This is a genomic window from Klebsiella michiganensis, assembly GCA_000963575.1.
GTDB classification, from domain to species: Bacteria; Pseudomonadota; Gammaproteobacteria; order Enterobacterales; family Enterobacteriaceae; genus Cedecea; species Cedecea michiganensis_A.
Window position 1 is genome coordinate 3,517,503 of record CP011077.1, and the last position, 18,740, is coordinate 3,536,242.

An 18,740-nucleotide genomic window follows, 5' to 3' on the forward strand; every position below is an offset into this window, starting at 1 on the left:
CGGGTCGTTAGCTCAGTTGGTAGAGCAGTTGACTTTTAATCAATTGGTCGCAGGTTCGAATCCTGCACGACCCACCAATGTAGAAAGGCGCCCTAAAGGCGCCTTTTTGCTATCTGCGATTCGGAAGGTTTGACAAAATTGTCGGGAACAATTTTGAACAACGTTCTACGTTGGCCCAAAGGGTGAGTCTCAGGACGAGACGAGTAGCCTGCAGCAGGTTCGAGTCGAACGTAGTGAGACAACGGAGCCGTTTGCGACGACGGCCCGAAGGGCGAGCACAGCGAGTCATCCTGCACGACCCACCAATGTAGAAAGGCGCCCTAAAGGCGCCTTTTTGCTATCTGCGATTCGGGCAGGGTTCGAGCATGCAGCAGGTTCGAGTCGAACGTAGTGAGACAACGGAGCCGTTTGCGGCGACGGCCCGAAGGGCGAGCACAGCGAGTCATCCTGCACGACCCACCAATGTAGAAAGGCGCCCTAAAGGCGCCTTTTTGCTATCTGCGATTTATTCCTTTCGAAAAAACCTTCAACTTCTTCGCCACCAGGCCGATATAGGCTTCACCTATTCTATTACTCTGAAGGCATTATAATGACAACCATCAGCAGTTCCGCTCCGGTAGGCATTCAGTCTAGTGATGTCAGCGGCAGCAGCGCCTCCGGCAGCTCAGATAACAGCACCGCAGCGCAAATCGCTCAAATCACGAAAAAAATTAGCGATCTGACGAACAAGCTCAAAGAAGCGTCCATCACGCAGGATCGCACTCCTGAAGAGAAGAAAAAACAAGTCGAGCTCCTTCAGGCCGAGATTAAAATGCTGCAGACTCAGTTGGCCCAGCTTCAGCGCAAACAGGCTGAAGAAGCCCAGCAAAAACAAGAGCAGCAGCAGATCAAAGCCACGGGCGTGAACAAGCCTTCCGACGACCACCAGATCGATATTTATATCTAGTCGTCCATAAAGAGCGGATCGCCAATTCGGGCCAGGGTTAACAGCCTGGCCTGCTCCCGCACCTCTTTCCAGATAGCTTCCGCCGCACGAGAAAGCGAGCGGTTCTTTCGCCTGACCAGCATCAGCTGTCGGTTTATTACCGGCGTTAACCGCTTGACGGTAAGCGGCCTCCCTTCAGGCAAAGGCAGCGCCAGCGCGGGCAAGACGCTTAGGCCGATGCCCGCTTCTACCATCGGATACAGCGTTGCGGGGTGCCCAATCTGCTGAACAACGTTCACCTCGATCCCCTGGCGGACAAAAGCCTCATCAATCAATGGCCGGCTGCCCGAGGCATAATCTTGCAGCACCAGGTTTTGGCCCTGCAGCGCGGACCAGCCTACCTGCTCCGCCTTAGCGAACGGATGATCGCTGCGGCACAGCAGGAGAAAAGGCTCAGACAGCACCGTTTCACACTCCAGATCGCTGGCCTGCACCGGGTCGATAACCACGCCAAAATCAACTTCCCCCTGGCGGATACTCTGCAGAACCCACTGCTGTGAAGCATCATGCAGCATAAATCGAATATTCGGATAAGCTTCTGCACTGGCGGCGATAGATTGCGGCATGAGGTGCGCGGATAACGTCTGGCTGGCAGCCACACGAACCGTGCCGCTAAGCTGATGCCCCACCACCCGCGCATCCAGCAGCGTTGTGGTCAGCTCCTCCAGCAGCCGCTCCAGGCGAGGAGCCAGCAACTCTCCCGCAGGGGTGAGCACCACTTCCCGGGTCGTACGGTCAAGCAGCTTAACACCCAGCTCGGCCTCCAGCTCTTTCAGGCTGTGGCTGACGGCCGACTGGCTCAGCCCAATGCTCTCCCCTGCCCGGCTGAAACTGCCGGCATGGGCTACCGCAACGAACACGCGAAGCTGACGCAAAGAATAATTCATCTATTTTCTTCATCAATGCATTTAATAAATCAATTTTATTTCTGAAATTAGCGGAAACACAATAGCGCCCTTCACCTTTGAGGAATGGCTATGAAATTGCTCCGCATTGTCGACCCCTTTACTTTGACGCTGGTTTGCACCGTGCTGCTGGCCTCTTTTTTCCCGGCGAAGGGCAGCTTTGTCGGCTTCTTTGAAGGGCTGACCACCGCCGCCATCGCCCTGTTGTTCTTTATGCATGGCGCAAAACTGTCTCGCGAGGCGGTGATCTCCGGCGGCAGTCACTGGCGGCTGCATCTGTGGGTGATGTGCAGCACATTCATCCTGTTCCCGGTTCTTGGCGTGCTGTTTAGCTGGTGGAAACCGGTCAGTGTCAGCCCAGAGCTCTACAGCGGTTTCCTTTATCTCTGCATTTTGCCCGCCACGGTGCAGTCGGCCATCGCCTTTACCTCCATTGCCGGAGGCAACGTGGCGGCGGCTATCTGCTCGGCCTCTGCCTCAAGCCTGCTGGGCATTTTTCTTTCGCCGTTGCTGGTCGGTCTGGTCATGCACGTTCAGGGCGCAAGCGGTAGCCTGCACCAGGTAGGCAGTATTATGCTGCAACTTTTGGTGCCGTTCGTCGCCGGGCACCTGATGCGGCCCTGGATTGGCGCCTGGGTGGCGAAGAATAAGAAATGGATCGGCAAAACCGACCAGACTTCCATTCTTCTGGTGGTCTATTCCGCCTTCAGTGAAGCCGTAACGCACGGCATCTGGCATAAGGTTGGGGCTGGTTCGTTGTTGTTTATCGTGGTGTCCAGCCTCGTGCTGCTGGCCATTGTGATAACGGTGAATATCTTTGTGGCGCGGCGCTTTGGCTTTAGCAAAGCGGATGAAATTACGATTGTTTTCTGCGGGTCGAAAAAGAGCCTGGCCAACGGCATCCCCATGGCCAACATTCTGTTTCCGGTCGCTGCCGTAGGGATGATGGTGCTGCCGCTGATGATCTTCCACCAGATCCAGCTGATGGTGTGCGCCGGTATGGCCCGGCGTTACCAAAGAAAAGCGGCTGCAGCCGGTGAAAAGCAGACTGCAGCCATCAGAACCTAGTGCCGCTTGAGGGGCCGGACCAGGTTGTCCAGCCCTTCAACTTTAATCAGCAGCGTCAGAGCCATCAGCTCACCGAGATGCCCCGCCGGAAACTCCCCTTTGCGGGAAAACCACAGCAAATACTCCTCCGGTAAATCAATCAGCATCCGGCCTTTGTATTTACCAAACGGCATCGCCGTGTTGGCTATCTCAATAAGCTGTTCTTTGTCCATTAGTCACCCAGTAAACGAATCATTTCCGCTTCATCGATAACCGTAATACCCAGCTCCTGCGCCTTAACAAGCTTGGAGCCCGCCGCTTCTCCGGCAATAACCAGATCGGTTTTTTTCGACACGCTGCCGGCTACTTTTGCGCCCAGCGCCGTCAGCCGGTCTTTGGCTTCGTCGCGGGAAAGAATACTCAGCGAGCCGGTAAGCACCACGGTTTTTCCAGCAAACGGGCTATCGATTTCTTCCGCTTTGACAACCACAGGCGCGGGCCAGTGAACCCCGGCTTCTTCGGTAAGCTGGCGGATAACATCCCGGTTGCTCTCTTCAGCAAAGAAGTTAAAGGTGTGCGTCGCCACAACAATGCCGACATCCGGCACTTTTTGCAGTTCCTCAATGCTGGCCGAGATAAGCGCATCCAGCGTACCGAAGTGCGCTGCCAGCCCTGCGGCGGTGGCTTCTCCGACTTCACGGATGCCTAAGGCATACAGGAAGCGTGCAAAAGTCGTCTCTTTGGCTTTTTCCAACGCATCAACAACGTTTTGCGCAGATTTAGGCCCCATACGATCCAGCCCGGTGAGCTTGCCCGCCGACAGCGTAAACAGATCGGCTGGGGTGGCGACATACTCTTTTTCCACCAGTTGATCGATGATTTTGTCTCCCATGCCGTCAACGTCCATCGCCCGGCGGGACACAAAGTGTTTCAGCGCCTCTTTGCGCTGGGCACCGCAAATCAGGCCCCCGGTACAGCGGGCGACGGCCTCACCTTCTACTCGCTCAACGTCTGAACCACAAACCGGGCAATGCGTCGGGAAGATGATTTCCTGAGTATTCTCCGGGCGCTCCGTTTCCACCACGCCAACAACCTGCGGGATAACATCCCCGGCCCGACGGATAACCACTCTGTCGCCTATGCGCAGGCCAAGACGCTCTATTTCATCGGCGTTGTGCAACGTCGCATTACTCACCAGCACCCCGGCGACCTGCACCGGCTCCAGGCGAGCTACGGGCGTGATTGCGCCAGTACGTCCTACCTGGAACTCCACGTCACGCACCGTGGTCATCTGTTCCTGTGCCGGGAACTTGAACGCAACGGCCCAGCGCGGCGCTCTCGCGACAAAACCCAGCGTTTCCTGCAGCGCAAGCGAGTCAACTTTGATAACCACGCCGTCAATATCGAAGCCCAGCGTTGGGCGATCGGCTTCTACCTGATGATAAAACGCCAGCACCTCTTCCGGCGTGCTGCACAGGCGAATGCGGTCGCTGACCGGCAATCCCCAGGCCTTAAACTGTTGCAAACGCGCCATGTGGCTGGCTGGCAGTTCACCGCCCTCCAGCAGCCCCACGCCGTAGCAGAAGAAGGTCAGCGGGCGCTTAGCGGTAATACGGGGATCTAGCTGGCGCAGCGAACCAGCCGCAGCATTGCGCGGGTTAGCAAATACTTTCCCGCCGGTGCGGCGCGCCTCTTCGTTAATTTTTTCGAAACCTGCCTGCGGCAAGAAGACTTCGCCCCGCACTTCAAGACGACGAGGAATATTGTCCCCCTGAAGTTTGAGAGGTATTGCGCGAATGGTCCGGACGTTAGCAGTGATGTTTTCACCCGTTGTGCCATCCCCTCGGGTCGCGGCCCGCACCAGAACCCCGTCTTCATACAGGAGACTTACCGCCAGGCCATCCAGTTTTAGTTCACAGCAAAACGTCAGGGCATCGCTGCTTTTCAGCCTGTCCAGCACGCGTTTGTTAAACGCCAGGTAGCTGGCTTCGTCGAAAACGTTATCAAGGGATAGCATCGGCACTTCATGCCGCACCTGGGTAAACTCACTCAGCGGCGCCGCCCCGACTCGCTGGGTCGGTGAATCCTGGGTAATGAGTTCCGGGTGCGCTTCTTCAAGCGCACGGAGTTCGCGCATCAGCCGGTCATATTCCGCATCGGGAATTTCGGGATTATCCTGCACATGGTACAGATATTCATGATGGCGAAGCGTGGTTCGCAGGTGATTAAGTTGTTGTTCGATTGAGTCCATATCGCACCATCAATGATAAAAAACCCCCGACAGGCGGGGGTTTAGGAGGAAAATTCAGGCCAGGATTCAGGCGTTGGCTTCAACAACCTCGCGGATCCTGTCCTGGTACTCGCGCAGTTTTTGCGGAGTCATCATGCGACGCTGATCGTCGAGCACCACGCCACCGACCTCATCGGCGATGTGCTGCGCAGACTGCAGCATCAGCTTAAAGTTTTGTGCGGCGTTGCCGTAGGACGGCACCTGCATAAAGATGGTCACGCCCGGCGTGGCGAAGTCGGCCATATTCTCAGGATCGAAGGATCCAGGTTTAACCATGTTCGCAAGGCTAAACAGTACCGGACCGCTGCCATCAGGGCTGAGATGGCGGTGGAAAATATTCATCTCACCAAACTTGAAACCGGCCTGCTGAATGCTGTTTAACAGCAATTCGCCGTTCAGCATCGTGCCCGCATGGGCGGCCACGTTCATGACAATCACCGTCTCTTTCTTCACCGGCGCAGGCTGTGGGGCGGGTTCAGCCACGACAGGTTCTGGCGCAGGTTCTGCAGTGAACTGTGGCGCGGGCTGAACTGGGGCAACAGGCGGTTGCTCAGGCACTGCCGCCGGGGCTGGCGCAGGAGCCGCTACAGGGCGTACGGGTTCAACATGCTGAGGAGCAGGCTCAACGTGGCGCGGGGTGACCGGCTCAGGCTGACGCGGCTGCGGGGCAGGACGAGGTTCTGCTGACGCATACGGCGGCTCATAGTTGTGCTGAGGAGCCTGAGGCTGACGTGGCGCACTCGTTTCACGGGAGGCAGACTCCGGCACAGGCGTAGTACGACGCACGCGCACTTCACCGACGCCTTCCTCTTCCTCATCGTCCTCTTCTTCGTATTCGTCACGCTTCGACTTCATACGTTTCAAAGGGCGATCGCGGAACACGGACGAGCGTTCCTTACGACTGGTCCACAGACCGTGTACCAGTAAGGCTATTATGGCGATTGCGCCAACAATGATTAATATCAGACGCAAATCCTGCATCATTATATTCTCTGTTGTTCTAACACCTTGCCACCGCGGCAAACATTTACTCACTAAGAGTATTTGCCCATCTGCTCAAGTGCAAGTGCGAGCACGGTTTTCTCACCATAAAGATAGCCTAAGCGCACCTTTTTGCTGATTTTTCGACCAATTCCTGGCGAGTTTTTCTGAATGCAGTCAGTTATGATAGCGAAGCAGCTAACTGCATTGACCTGATAAGGAGTCTGCTCAGATTATGGTTTCATCTTCCGGAACCACGCCTCGTAGTGGCGTTTATTATTTTTCCCAGGGCTGGAAACTGGTTCGCGAACCGGGCATCAAGCGCTATGTTCTGTTGCCACTGCTGGTCAATATCATCTTGCTCGGCGGCGCTTTTTGGTGGCTGTTCACGCGCCTTGACGTCTGGATCCCGGCGATGATGGGCCACGTCCCGGACTGGCTCCAATGGCTGAGTTACGTGCTCTGGCCGCTGGTAACGCTCTCTGTGCTATTGGTGTTTGGCTACTTCTTTTCGACAATCGCGAACCTGATTGCCGCACCGTTTAGCGGTCTGCTGGCTGAGCAGCTTGAGGCTCGCCTCACGGGGGGCACGCCTCCGGATACGGGCGTGCTCGACATAATGAAAGATCTGCCGCGCATCATGAAGCGCGAGTGGCAAAAGCTGGCCTGGTATCTGCCGCGCGCGGTAGTCCTGCTCCTGCTTTACTTTATTCCCGGTATTGGTCAAACCCTCGCCCCGGTATTGTGGTTCCTGTTCAGCGCCTGGATGCTGGCTATTCAATACTGCGACTACCCTTTTGATAACCATAAGGTGCCGTTCAAACAGATGCGCATAGCGCTTCGAGAGAAAAAGATAGTCAACATGCAGTTTGGTGCGCTGGTGAGCCTGTTCACGCTAATCCCTGTCCTGAACCTGTTTATCATGCCGGTTGCCGTCTGCGGCGCGACAGCCATGTGGGTGGACTGCTACCGGGCAAAACACGCCATGTGGAAGTAACATCCTCGGGAAGGGGAAGCCGCTTATGCCATTGCTTATTCCATGTTGCATTGGCTTATTTCCCTTCCACATATAGATATGCTATTTCCTTACTTCCGCATATTTCCTGAGCGGGTATGCTGAACCGGTATCCCAAAATTCAGACAGTTAAGGACGAGCCATGAGCAAAATTTATGAAGACAACTCCCTGACAATCGGCCATACGCCGCTGGTTCGCCTGAACCGTATCGGCAACGGACGCATTCTGGCTAAGGTGGAGTCCCGTAACCCAAGCTTTAGCGTCAAATGCCGTATTGGTGCCAACATGATTTGGGATGCCGAAAAACGCGGCGTGCTGAAACCTGGCGTGGAGTTAGTCGAACCTACCAGTGGTAACACCGGTATCGCTCTGGCCTACGTTGCGGCAGCGCGCGGTTACAAGCTCACGCTGACCATGCCGGAAACCATGAGCATTGAACGCCGTAAGCTGTTAAAAGCGCTGGGCGCAAACCTGGTGCTGACCGAAGGCGCTAAAGGCATGAAAGGCGCCATCCAGAAAGCCGAAGATATTGTCGCCAGCGATCCGGCTAAATACCTGCTGCTTCAGCAGTTCAGCAACCCAGCTAACCCGGAAATTCACGAAAAAACCACCGGCCCGGAAATCTGGGAAGATACCGACGGTGAAGTGGATGTGTTTATCGCCGGCGTCGGTACCGGTGGTACGCTGACGGGCGTGAGCCGCTACATCAAGAACACCAAAGGTAAAACCTCGCTGATTAGCGTGGCTGTAGAGCCGACGGATTCCCCGGTCATTACCCAGGCGCTGGCGGGTGAAGAGCTGAAGCCTGGGCCGCATAAAATTCAGGGCATCGGGGCCGGTTTTATCCCTGGCAACCTCGACCTTAAACTTATCGACAAAGTGGTTACCATCAGCAACGATGAAGCCATTGCTACCGCTCGCCGCCTGATGGACGAAGAAGGGATCCTCGCGGGGATCTCCTCCGGCGCCGCCGTTGCCGCTGCGCTAAAACTTCAGGAAGACGAAGCCTTTACCAATAAGAATATTGTGGTTATCCTTCCGTCCTCCGGGGAGCGCTATTTGAGTACTGCTTTGTTTGCCGATCTGTTCACTGAGAAAGAACTGCAACAGTAATGCCAGTATTTGATATATGCTTAAAAAAGCACCCGCGAGGGTGCTTTTTTGTGGCATACATCAAACTTTCACCCTCATCGGCATTGCGCTTACCCCCGCAGGTCTGGTATTTAACCAGCAATTATTTTGATGCGCGAAATTAATCAAGCTGTGAGATGCACCTGCTGAATCGATTTAACGATTTGGTGCCTATCTGCTTTTCACGGCATAATGATGAAGAATCTGTGAAACGCTGTTGGCGTTTTTTTCACGGTTCCCATGCATCCAGTGCCTCGTTTCATCTTACGATGGCGCTAACGTTACAGGCTAAAGTGTGGCCGCCAGGCTAGACTTTAGTTCCACAACACTAAACCTATAAGTTGGGGAAATACAATGTTCCAGCAAGAAGTAACTATTACCGCTCCGAACGGTCTGCATACCCGCCCTGCTGCTCAGTTTGTTAAAGAAGCTAAAGGCTTCACTTCCGAAATCACTGTGACTTCCAACGGCAAAAGCGCCAGCGCTAAGAGCCTGTTCAAACTGCAAACTCTGGGCCTGACTCAGGGTACCGTAGTGACTCTCTCCGCCGAAGGTGAAGATGAGCAGAAAGCCGTTGAGCATTTAGTAAAACTGATGGCTGAACTCGAGTAAGTTCTGGGTTCTTCGTAAATATCAGTCACAAGTAAGGTAGGGTTATGATTTCAGGCATTTTAGCATCCCCGGGTATCGCTTTCGGCAAAGCACTTTTGCTGAAAGAAGATGAAATTGTCATCGACCGGAAGAAAATTTCTGCCGACAAAGTTGAGCAGGAAGTTGAACGTTTCCTCAGCGGGCGCGCCAAAGCATCCGAGCAGTTAGAAGCGATCAAAATTAAAGCTGGCGAGACCTTCGGTGAAGAAAAGGAAGCTATCTTCGAAGGCCACATTATGTTGCTGGAAGACGAAGAGCTCGAGCAGGAAATCATAGCCCTTATCAAAGACAAGCTGGTCACTGCAGATGCTGCGGCATACGAAGTGATTGAAGGCCAGGCAACAGCTCTGGAAGAGCTGGATGACGAATACCTGAAAGAGCGTGCGGCTGACGTGCGTGATATCGGTAAACGTCTGTTGCAGAACATTCTCGGCCTGAACATTATCGATTTAAGCGCAATTAAGGATGAAGTTATCCTGGTTGCCAAAGATCTGACGCCGTCTGAAACCGCACAGCTGAACCTGAAAAAGGTGCTGGGTTTCATCACCGACATCGGCGGACGCACCTCCCACACCTCCATCATGGCCCGCTCCCTTGAGCTGCCAGCGATTGTGGGCACCGGTAGCGTGACCTCCGACGTGAAAAACGACGACTATCTGATCCTCGATGCGGTTAACAACAAAGTTTACGTTAACCCAACCAACGAACAGATCGAAGAGCTGCGCGCCGTTCAACAGCAGGTTGCCTCTGAAAAAGCAGAGCTGGCTAAGCTGAAAGATCTGCCAGCTATCACCCTCGACGGTCACCAGGTCGAAGTGTGTGCCAACATTGGTACCGTTCGTGACATCGACGGCGCTGAGCGTAACGGCGCAGAAGGTGTAGGTCTGTACCGTACCGAATTCCTGTTTATGGATCGTGACTCACTGCCAACTGAAGAAGAGCAGTTTGCTGCCTACAAAGCCGTGGCTGAAGCCTGTGGCTCCCAGGCGGTTATCGTCCGTACCATGGACATCGGCGGCGACAAAGAGCTGCCGTACATGAACTTCCCTAAAGAAGAGAACCCGTTCCTGGGCTGGCGTGCCATTCGTATCGCCATGGATCGCAAAGAGATCCTGCGTGACCAGGTTCGCGCCATTCTTCGCGCCTCTGCTTTTGGCAAGCTGCGCATCATGTTCCCGATGATCATCTCCGTTGAAGAAGTGCGTGCACTGAGAAAAGAAATTGAGATCTTCAAGCAGGAACTGCGTGACGAAGGCAAAGCGTTCGATGAATCTATCGAAATCGGTGTGATGGTCGAAACCCCTGCAGCCGCGACGATTGCTCGTCATCTGGCCAAAGAAGTCGACTTCTTCAGCATCGGCACCAACGATTTAACTCAGTACACCCTGGCAGTTGACCGCGGTAATGATATGATTTCACATCTTTACCAGCCGATGTCACCGTCCGTACTGACTCTGATTAAGCAAGTTATTGATGCTTCTCATGCAGAAGGTAAATGGACCGGTATGTGTGGTGAGCTTGCGGGCGACGAACGTGCTACACTTCTGTTGCTAGGGATGGGCCTGGACGAATTCAGTATGAGCGCCATTTCTATCCCACGTATCAAGAAGATTATTCGTAACACGAACTTCGAAGATGCGAAAGTGTTAGCAGAGCAGGCTCTTGCTCAACCGACAACGGACGAGTTAATGACGCTGGTTAACAAGTTCATTGAAGAAAAAACAATCTGCTAATTCACGAGATGCTGCCCAAATTACTGCTTAGGAGAGAAGGCTAATGGGGTTATTTAGTAAACTGTTCGGTGACAAAGGCAATAGCGACACCGGAACCATTGAGATCGTTGCTCCACTGTCTGGCGAAATTGTTAACATTGAAGACGTGCCGGACGTCGTGTTTGCTGAAAAAATCGTTGGTGATGGGATCGCTATCAAACCAACCGGCAACAAAATGGTTGCTCCGGTTGACGGCACCATCGGTAAAATCTTCGAAACCAACCATGCCTTCTCTATCGAATCCGATAGCGGCATTGAGCTGTTTGTTCACTTTGGTATCGACACCGTTGAGCTGAAAGGCGAAGGCTTCAAGCGCATCGCGGAAGAAGGCCAGCGCGTGAAGAAAGGCGACGTGGTTATTGAGTTCGACCTGCCGCTGCTGGAAGAGAAAGCCAAGTCTACCCTGACTCCGGTTGTTATCTCCAACATGGACGAAATCAAAGAGCTGATCAAACTGACGGGTAGCGTGACCGTGGGCGAAACCCCGGTTATCCGCATCAAGAAGTAAGATTCATGCAGAGAAAAAGGCACCTTTGGGTGCCTTTTTTATTGGCCGCTATTCAGCGAGGTAGAATCAGCTCATCTGACTGCTGCGCCTGAGTCCAGATCATCACTTCAAACACCCGGTGCGCAGCTTCTCCCGCGGCAATCGCCACCGGCTTGCCTTCGAGAATTCGGCTTACCAGCTCGGCGCAGAACAAATCCCCGGTTCCTTTCAGGTCGGTCACTACGCGCGCATGGCTGGTCACATCGACCTCATTTGCGGTCACGGTCACCACAGAAATCGTATCAACGCTGTTTCCCGGCGCGCTGGTTATTACCACCCAGCGTAACGTGTCTGAGAGAAGGCTTCGGGCGGCCATCACGGCCTGCTCCAGCGTATCGCAGGGCATCCCGGTCAGGATATGCAGTTCAAAGAGATTGGGCGTTATCCCCTGTGCATGGGGCAGCAGCGCCGTGCGATAGGCTTCAGGAATACCGGCCTTGACGTAAATACCGCTGTCAGTGTCCCCCATCACCGGATCGACAAGAATCAACAGCTCAGGATGGCTTTCACGCCTTTGGCGCAGCCATTCTGCCAGCAGCTGGATTTGTTCCGCGCTGCCCATATACCCTGTCGTCACCGCCTTCAGTTCGCGTAACGCATCGCGTTCTTCGAGCGCTCGCAGATAACCGCTAAACCAGTCGGCCGGGATCACGCCGCCATAAAACGTATCGTAGTGCGGCGTATTGCTGAACAACACCGTAGGAACGGCCATGACCCGCCAGCCATGCTGCTGAATAGCCGGTACCGCGATACTGTTACCGACGCTGCCGTACACCACCTGGGACTGTACCGCCACAATATCTGCCTGTAACGCCCTGCCTGCATCCTGAAACAATACCGACTGAATATCGTTATCCTGACTCATTTTTTCCCCTTGCCCGCCAGACCGCTGAGGTCTGAATTGCTGAGCGGCCATTATAGCCAGACCCGGGCAGCACAACCAGGGTAAGTACCGGCTTCTTTATTCAGGCAATAACAGGTATGCAGCTGCCATCATTCAAATTTATCGAATCAACGGCAAAAGTAATATTTTCTTTCTGACGTTACATTTTTTAAAATATATAAACCGAGTGATGAATAAAACATTATTACCGATTAGTGCTGGTTAGCCATTTATCAATAACGCTCACTTAAACACTCCATCAACAATTCGCCCCTTAGCCGTCAAGAATATATCCTCAACGCCCTTTATTTACATTATCTCCTCCAGTCAATTTTACAATTTGATCAGGTCAAATCTCATAACGTCACCTATAACAAAATTTCCTTCCGGAGAATAAACCTCACTCTGCATGAATATAAGGAAGCGATTATATGAAAGATATATCCAGAAGAAGCTTCATGGCCTTTGCCGCAGGCGGCACCGTTGTATTAGCGACAGGGCAGGCCCATGCCCACGATGACAAAGTAAAATCCTACCCGGCAAGCGTACGAGATCCCGGCCCTCATGACCCCATCCGGGAAGCTGAAAACCCTGATATCGTCAATCCTCCTTCTACCGACAGCGGCACGCTGCCAAATCTGCGCTATTCCTTCAGCGACGCCCATGTCAGAAAAGGCACCGGCGGCTGGACCCGACAGGTCACCAAGCGGGAGCTGGGCATTTCCACCACTATCGCCGGCGTAGACATGCGCCTGAACGCCGGAGGCATCCGGGAACTTCACTGGCATAAAGAGGGTGAATGGGCCTATATGACCTACGGCAACGCGCGGGTGACGGCGTTCGATGCAAAAGGTGGCTGGTTTGTGGACGATATTGGCGTCGGTGATTTATGGTATTTCCCGCCGGGTATTCCTCACTCCATTCAAGGTATCGGGCCTGACGGCTGTGAATTTCTTTTGGCCTTTGACGACGGTGGATTTGATGAAGACAGTACATTCCTGTTATCCGACTGGTTTAAACATATTCCACCGGAGATACTGGCGAAAAACTTCCAGGTTCCCGTTTCCACATTTTCAAAACTGCCTTCACCTGCCGATGAATATATTTTTGCGGGTACAGTTCCGGGCAGCCTTACCTCAGACAGTATTAATGGCGCGGCTAAATCAGAGATTAATTTCACCCACCATATGCTGGCGCAGGATCCCATCAAAGCTCCCGGCGGCACCGTCAGAATAACCGATTCATCTAATTTCCCGGTGTCGAAAACTATCGCGGCAGCGCTGGTGGAAATAGAGCCCGGCGGGCTGCGTGAACTTCACTGGCACCCGAATAACGATGAATGGCAGTACTATCTTGAAGGGGAAGGCAGAATGGGCGTGTTCGCCTCTTCGGGCCAGGCCAGAACATTCGATTATCGCGCCGGTGATGTGGGCTACGTCCCCTTTGCTATGGGCCACTATATCGAGAACACCGGCTCCACGACCCTGCGCTTCCTCGAGCTGTTTAAAAGCGACTATTACGCGGATATTTCGCTCAACCAGTGGCTGGCCAGCACGCCGCCTGAGCTGGTAAAACAGCATTTGCAGCTTGATGATGCGTTTATGAAGGCATTGAGCCTGCATAAAAACCCGGTTGTGAAGTAGCCGGCTATCAGGAAAAGATCGCCTCAGGCGACCTTTTCCTGGCTTACAGCATCAGATCCCCGCGCCCTGAACGTAACTCTCTTCCCCGAACACGCCGGTAGAAAGATAGCGATCGCCTCTGTCACAAATAATAGCCACCACCACGGAACCAGGGTTCGCTTTGGCTACGCGCAGCGCACCTGCCACCGCCCCGCCGGAGCTCACGCCGCAGAAAATCCCCTCTTCAATCGCCAGGCGGCGCATAGTCTGCTCGGCTTCCGTCTGCGCCATATCGATGACCTCATCCACCAGCGTCGGGTTGAAGATCTTCGGCAACCACTCTTCTGGCCAGCGGCGGATGCCCGGAATGCTGCTGCCCTCTTCCGGCTGTAGCCCGACAATTTTCACCGGCCTGCTTTGCTCGCGCATAAAGCGGCTCACGCCGGTAATCGTGCCCGTGGTGCCCATGCTGGAAACAAAGTGCGTGATTCGCCCTTCGGTCTGGCGCCAGATCTCTGGCCCGGTAGTCGTGTAATGCGCCAGCGGGTTATCCGGGTTATTAAACTGGTCGAGGATTTTACCTTCGCCGCGATCGGCCATTTGCTGAGCCAGCTCACGCGCGCCCTCCATGCCCTGTGCTTTGCTGACCAGAATCAGCTCGGCGCCATAGGCCTGCATCGCCGCCTTGCGCTCCATACTCATGTTGTCCGGCATCAGCAGCTTCATGCGGTAGCCTTTGAGCGCGGCAATCATCGCCAGCGCAATGCCGGTATTGCCGCTGGTTGCCTCAATCAGCGTATCGCCGGGTTGAATTTCCCCGCGCTTTTCCGCCTGAACAATCATCGACAGCGCCGCGCGGTCTTTTACCGAGCCAGCAGGGTTGTTGCCCTCGAGCTTGACCCAAATTTCGCTGCCGTTCGTCAGCCCGCTGCGCTGCAGCCGAACCAGAGGGGTATTGCCAATTGTGCTTTCTAAAGTGATCACTTGCCTGCCCGCAATAAATGAAAAAGCGGCCTCAGTGGGCCGCTAGTGCGTGTCCTGTCGGGGTAAATTATCAGGCAGACTGCGCCAGGTCTACACCCTGAATACGGTTGGCCCCTTCGTACAGGCGCGCGTTTTGTAATCCCACAAACAGGCGCTCGCCGCGCTGCGGAATTTGCTGCTCCTTCAAAACCACCGTTAGCGGTTCGTCATACCAGCCCAGCGGCTGTACGACTAGCTGCATGTAATGTCCGCGTGGGCTGACTTCCAGCACCTGCACCGGCAGAGGTGAATCAAGATTCGTGCGGCGGCTGACGTCCACTTCCCACGGCCGCAGGAACAAATCAACTTCCCCCTGGTGCGCCGGAGTGAACCCCAGCGGCCAGCGGTGGGCGCCGACGTGGAACTGGCTCCCTCGAATCACGCCCTTCAGGCGATTAACCTCGCCGAGGAACTCCAGTACGAAGCGGGTCGCGGGCTCACGCCAGACCTGATCAGGCGTATCGACTTGCTCAATATTGCCCTGGCTCATCACCACCACGCGGTCGGCAACTTCCATCGCCTCTTCCTGATCGTGAGTCACAAACACGCTGGTGAACTTTAACTCTTCGTGCAGCTCACGCAGCCAGCGGCGCAGCTCTTTTCGGACCTGAGCATCCAGGGCGCCAAAGGGTTCGTCCAGTAACAGGATTTGCGGCTCCACCGCCAGCGCACGCGCCAGGGCAACACGCTGCTTTTGCCCGCCAGACAGCTGCGCCGGGTAGCGGTCAGCAAGATGGGAAAGCTGCACCATCTCCAGCAGTTTCGTCACTTTCTGTTTGATCGCGGCGGCAGATGGGCGTTCGCGACGCGGCAGCACCGTTAAGCCAAAGGCAATGTTGTCAAATACCGACATGTGGCGGAACAGCGCATAGTGCTGAAACACAAAGCCGACTTTGCGGTCACGGGCATGCATACGGCTGACATCGGTACCGTGGAAGCTAATATGCCCGCTGTTCTGATGCTCCAGCCCGGCAATGATACGCAGCAGCGTGGTTTTACCGGAGCCGGACGGCCCGAGCAGCGCCACCATCTGACCAGAAGGGATATCCAGCGAGATATCGTTCAGCACCTGGGTGCGTCCAAATGACTTCTTAATATTGGCAATATCAATGCTCATGATTTTCCTCCTGCTTCAGGCGCTTTTCCTGATTATTCAGGCGCCACTGCACCGCACTCTTTAAGAACAAGGTCAGCACTGCCATCAGGGTCAACAAAGCGGCAGCGGTAAACGAGCCGACGGTGTTGTAATCCTGCTGCAGTAACTCAATCTGTAACGGCAGTGAGAAGGTCTCACCGCGAATCGAACCAGACACCACCGACACCGCACCAAATTCACCGATGGCTCGGGCGTTGGTCAGCACCACGCCATAAAGCAGCGCCCAGCGGATATTGGGCAGCGTCACGCGGCGGAACATCTGCCAGCCGGAAGCGCCCAGTAAAATCGCGGCTTCATCCTCCTGGCTGCCCTGGCTCAACATCACCGGCACCAGTTCACGTACCACAAACGGGCAGGTCACGAAGATAGTCACCAGTACCATCCCCGGCCAGGCAAACATGATTTGCAGGTTATGGGCGTCCAGGAACCCCGCCAGCGGGCCGTTAGAGCCATAAAACAGCAGGTAAACCAGCCCCGCAACAACCGGGGAAACGGCAAACGGAATATCCAGCAGCGTCAGCAACAGCTGGCGGCCAGGGAAGTTAAAGCGCGTCACCAGCCAGGCCAGCAGCGTACCGAACACCAGGTTCACCGGCACGGTAATCAGCGCAATCATCACCGTCAGCCAGATGGCGTGCAGCATGTCCGGGTTGGCGATATTTTGCAGCGCAGGCATCAGCCCTTTGGAAAAGGCCTCAGCAAAGATAGAGGCGACCGGCACCACCAGAATCAAGAAAGAGACCAGCACGCCGATGGCGATCAGCGTCCATTTTCCCCAGTTAATGCGGGGACGGTTATAGCTTTTCAAAGCGGTTACGTCCGTCATCAGTGACCTACCACGCGTCGACCAAAGCGACTCTGCAGCGTATTAATGGTGAACAGCAGAAGCAGCGACGCCGCCAGAATCACTGACGCAATGGCGCTGGCCGCCGGGTAATCAAATTCCTGCAGGCGCACGAAGATCATCAGCGAGGTGACTTCCGTCTTCCAGGCGATGTTCCCGGCGATGAATATAACTGCGCCAAACTCACCCAGGCTACGGGTGAAGGAGAGCGCCACACCCGCCATCAGCGCCGGAGAAAGCTCCGGCAGCACCACGCGGCGAAAGCTCTGCCAGCGGGTAGCGCCGAGCGTTTCTGCGGCTTCTTCGTACTCTGGCCCCAGCTCTTCCAGCACGGGCTGCACGGTCCGCACCACAAACGGAATACTGGTAAACGCCATCGCCACCGCGATCCCCAGCCAGGTATAGGTCACTTTAATGCCAAACTGCGCCAGCCACTCGCCGTACCAACCGTTTACGGAGAACAGCCCGGCGAGGGTTAAACCCGCCACCGCAGTGGGCAGCGCAAAAGGTAAATCCATCAGCGCATCAAGCAGGCTACGGCCCGGAAACTGGTAGCGAGTCAGGATCCACGCCATTAATAAACCAAACACACCGTTAAACACCGAGGCCAGCGCGGCGGAAAGCAGCGTGACTTTATAGGCCGCAACCACCTGCGGGTTGGTGATAACGTCCCAGTACTGGGAGAACGACATTTGTGCAAGCTGCATGACCAGCGCGCTGAGCGGCAGCAGCAGAATCAGGCAAACAAACAGCAGGCTGGTGCCGAGGCTAAGCGTAAACCCCGGCAACACGCGTTTTGAACGGCTGGCAAACATCAACTACGCCCCGCCGCTAACAGCTTATCCAGCTCCCCGCCGGTCGCAAAATGCGTTTTCATCACTTCAGGCCAGCCGCCGAATGCATCTTCAACGCGGAACAGTTCGGTCTGCGGGAATTTGTCTTTCAGCTTGTCCATCACCTGCGGGTTATTCACGCGGTAGTAGTAATCAGTGATGATCGTCTGCGCCTGAGGGCTGTAGAGATAGTTCAGATAGGCTTTGGCTGCTTTCTCCGTGCCGTTGGCCTTCACGTTTTTATCCACCCATGCGACGGGGAATTCGGCCAGAATGTTGACCTTCGGCACCACCACTTCATAACCGTCTTTAGCGTACTGGTTACGGATGTTATTCACTTCTGACTCGAAAGAGATCAGCACGTCGCCCAGCCCACGTTCGACAAATGACGTTGTCGCCCCGCGGCCGCCCGTATCGAACACCTCGACGTTTTTCAGAAATTGCGTCATGAATTGCTCGGTTTTGGCTTTATCGCCGCCGTCAGCTTTGTCTGCCGCGCCCCAGGCCGCCAGATAGGTATAGCGGGCGTTGCCCGAGGTTTTCGGATTTGGGAAAATGAGCTTCACGTCCGGGCGCACCAGGTCGCTCCAGTCGTGGATGTTCTTCGGATTGCCCTTGCGCACCAGGAAAGCCATGGTGGAATAGAAAGGTGAGCTGTTGTTCCCCAGACGGCTCTGCCAGTCTGCCGGGATCAGGTTGCCTTTATCGTGCAGGATCTGCACATCGGTCACCTGGTTATAAGTTACAACGTCAGCTTTTAAGCCCTGTAAAATTGCCAGCGCCTGTTTTGATGACCCGGCATGAGATTGTTTTATCGTCAGTTTGTCGCCGTTATTCTCCTGCGCCCACTGTTTTTCAAACGGCGGATTCAGTGCGGCAAACAGCTCACGGGACACATCATAAGAGCTATTCAGCAGCTCTGTTGCATGGGCAGAGCCTGCCAGCAGCAAAGAGACAGCGAGCGCGTTCCATACTTTTTTAACAGACCTGATTGCCATGCTTCGCCCTTATAAATGTGATGAATGCCATAAATGTCATGACAGTCAGTGTATTT

General features: G+C 54.7%; 18 protein-coding genes and 1 tRNA gene. 9 read left to right on the plus strand and 10 right to left on the minus strand.

All coding sequences use genetic code 11. The annotated features are described in order from the left end of the window. Position 1: 1 nt before the first annotated feature. Positions 2-77: transfer RNA gene (locus VW41_16205), tRNA-Lys, on the plus strand. Between the two features lie 512 nt (positions 78-589). Continuing rightward, the gene (locus tag VW41_16210) at positions 590-946 is read left to right on the plus strand and encodes a flxA-like family protein (protein ID AJZ90450.1); all 357 of its coding nucleotides are present in this window, start codon (positions 590-592) and stop codon (positions 944-946) included. On the opposite strand, the gene VW41_16215 is transcribed toward VW41_16210, so the two are convergent. Next, positions 943-1,872, minus strand: coding sequence for a LysR family transcriptional regulator (locus VW41_16215; protein ID AJZ90451.1), 930 nt, complete (start codon positions 1,870-1,872; stop codon positions 943-945). The genes VW41_16210 and VW41_16215 overlap by 4 nt on opposite strands. Before the next feature lie 90 nt (positions 1,873-1,962). On the opposite strand from VW41_16215, the gene VW41_16220 reads away from it, so the two are divergent. After that, on the plus strand, positions 1,963-2,958 hold the full coding sequence (locus VW41_16220) for a hypothetical protein (protein AJZ90452.1): 996 nt from the start codon (positions 1,963-1,965) through the stop codon (positions 2,956-2,958). Here VW41_16220 and VW41_16225 read toward each other — a convergent pair. The 3 genes from VW41_16225 to VW41_16235 all read right to left on the minus strand — a co-directional run bounded on the left by VW41_16225 (position 2,955) and on the right by VW41_16235 (position 6,211). Then, complete coding sequence (locus VW41_16225) at positions 2,955-3,170, minus strand: cytoplasmic protein (protein ID AJZ90453.1); 216 nt, start codon at positions 3,168-3,170, stop codon at positions 2,955-2,957. The two genes, VW41_16220 and VW41_16225, sit on opposite strands and share 4 nt — an antisense overlap. Beyond that, a complete protein-coding gene (gene ligA / locus VW41_16230; protein AJZ90454.1) occupies positions 3,170-5,188 on the minus strand; it encodes an NAD-dependent DNA ligase LigA in 2,019 nt (672 codons plus the stop codon). Before ligA ends, VW41_16225 begins: the two co-directional genes overlap by 1 nt. A 66-nt stretch (positions 5,189-5,254) precedes the next feature. Next, complete coding sequence (locus VW41_16235) at positions 5,255-6,211, minus strand: cell division protein ZipA (GenBank protein ID AJZ90455.1); 957 nt, start codon at positions 6,209-6,211, stop codon at positions 5,255-5,257. Between the two features lie 232 nt (positions 6,212-6,443). On the opposite strand from VW41_16235, the gene VW41_16240 reads away from it, so the two are divergent. From VW41_16240 to VW41_16260, 5 genes are all read left to right on the plus strand, one after another. Beyond that, on the plus strand, positions 6,444-7,205 hold the full coding sequence (locus VW41_16240; GenBank protein ID AJZ90456.1) for a sulfate transporter: 762 nt from the start codon (positions 6,444-6,446) through the stop codon (positions 7,203-7,205). A gap of 160 nt (positions 7,206-7,365) precedes the next feature. Beyond that, complete coding sequence (locus tag VW41_16245; protein AJZ90457.1) at positions 7,366-8,337, plus strand: cysteine synthase; 972 nt, start codon at positions 7,366-7,368, stop codon at positions 8,335-8,337. A gap of 372 nt (positions 8,338-8,709) precedes the next feature. Then, complete coding sequence (locus VW41_16250) at positions 8,710-8,967, plus strand: PTS sugar transporter (GenBank protein AJZ90458.1); 258 nt, start codon at positions 8,710-8,712, stop codon at positions 8,965-8,967. A 44-nt stretch (positions 8,968-9,011) separates the two neighbouring features. Next, positions 9,012-10,739, plus strand: coding sequence for a phosphoenolpyruvate-protein phosphotransferase (locus tag VW41_16255; GenBank protein ID AJZ90459.1), 1,728 nt, complete (start codon positions 9,012-9,014; stop codon positions 10,737-10,739). A 43-nt stretch (positions 10,740-10,782) separates the two neighbouring features. Continuing rightward, entirely contained in the window at positions 10,783-11,286 is a 504-nt protein-coding gene (locus VW41_16260; GenBank protein ID AJZ90460.1) for a PTS system glucose-specific transporter subunit IIA, read from the plus strand. 52 nt (positions 11,287-11,338) lie between these two features. Here the strand turns inward: VW41_16260 and pdxK are convergent, their stop codons facing one another. Continuing rightward, entirely contained in the window at positions 11,339-12,190 is an 852-nt protein-coding gene (gene pdxK / locus VW41_16265) for a pyridoxal kinase (GenBank protein AJZ90461.1), read from the minus strand. A gap of 449 nt (positions 12,191-12,639) precedes the next feature. Between pdxK and VW41_16270 the strand changes: the two genes are divergently transcribed. After that, positions 12,640-13,851 carry an oxalate decarboxylase gene (locus VW41_16270; GenBank protein AJZ90462.1) on the plus strand — a complete coding sequence of 404 codons (1,212 nt, stop codon included), beginning with the start codon at positions 12,640-12,642 and terminating at the stop codon, positions 13,849-13,851. Positions 13,852-13,902: 51 nt separating this feature from the next. Here VW41_16270 and cysM read toward each other — a convergent pair whose 3' ends face one another. The 5 genes from cysM to VW41_16295 form a co-directional block, all read right to left on the minus strand. Then, entirely contained in the window at positions 13,903-14,814 is a 912-nt protein-coding gene (cysM, locus tag VW41_16275) for a cysteine synthase (protein AJZ90463.1), read from the minus strand. Positions 14,815-14,884: 70 nt separating this feature from the next. After that, the gene (locus VW41_16280; GenBank protein ID AJZ90464.1) at positions 14,885-15,970 is read right to left on the minus strand and encodes a sulfate/thiosulfate transporter subunit; all 1,086 of its coding nucleotides are present in this window, start codon (positions 15,968-15,970) and stop codon (positions 14,885-14,887) included. Next, on the minus strand, positions 15,960-16,835 hold the full coding sequence (cysW, locus tag VW41_16285) for a sulfate/thiosulfate transporter permease subunit (protein AJZ90465.1): 876 nt from the start codon (positions 16,833-16,835) through the stop codon (positions 15,960-15,962). Before cysW ends, VW41_16280 begins: the two co-directional genes overlap by 11 nt. Beyond that, positions 16,835-17,668 (minus strand): sulfate/thiosulfate transporter subunit, encoded by an 834-nt coding sequence (locus VW41_16290; GenBank protein AJZ90466.1) that lies wholly within the window; start codon positions 17,666-17,668, stop codon positions 16,835-16,837. The genes cysW and VW41_16290 overlap by 1 nt, the downstream gene beginning before the upstream one ends. After that, on the minus strand, positions 17,668-18,684 hold the full coding sequence (locus VW41_16295; protein AJZ90467.1) for a thiosulfate transporter subunit: 1,017 nt from the start codon (positions 18,682-18,684) through the stop codon (positions 17,668-17,670). The genes VW41_16290 and VW41_16295 overlap by 1 nt, the downstream gene beginning before the upstream one ends. Positions 18,685-18,740: the final 56 nt, after the last annotated feature.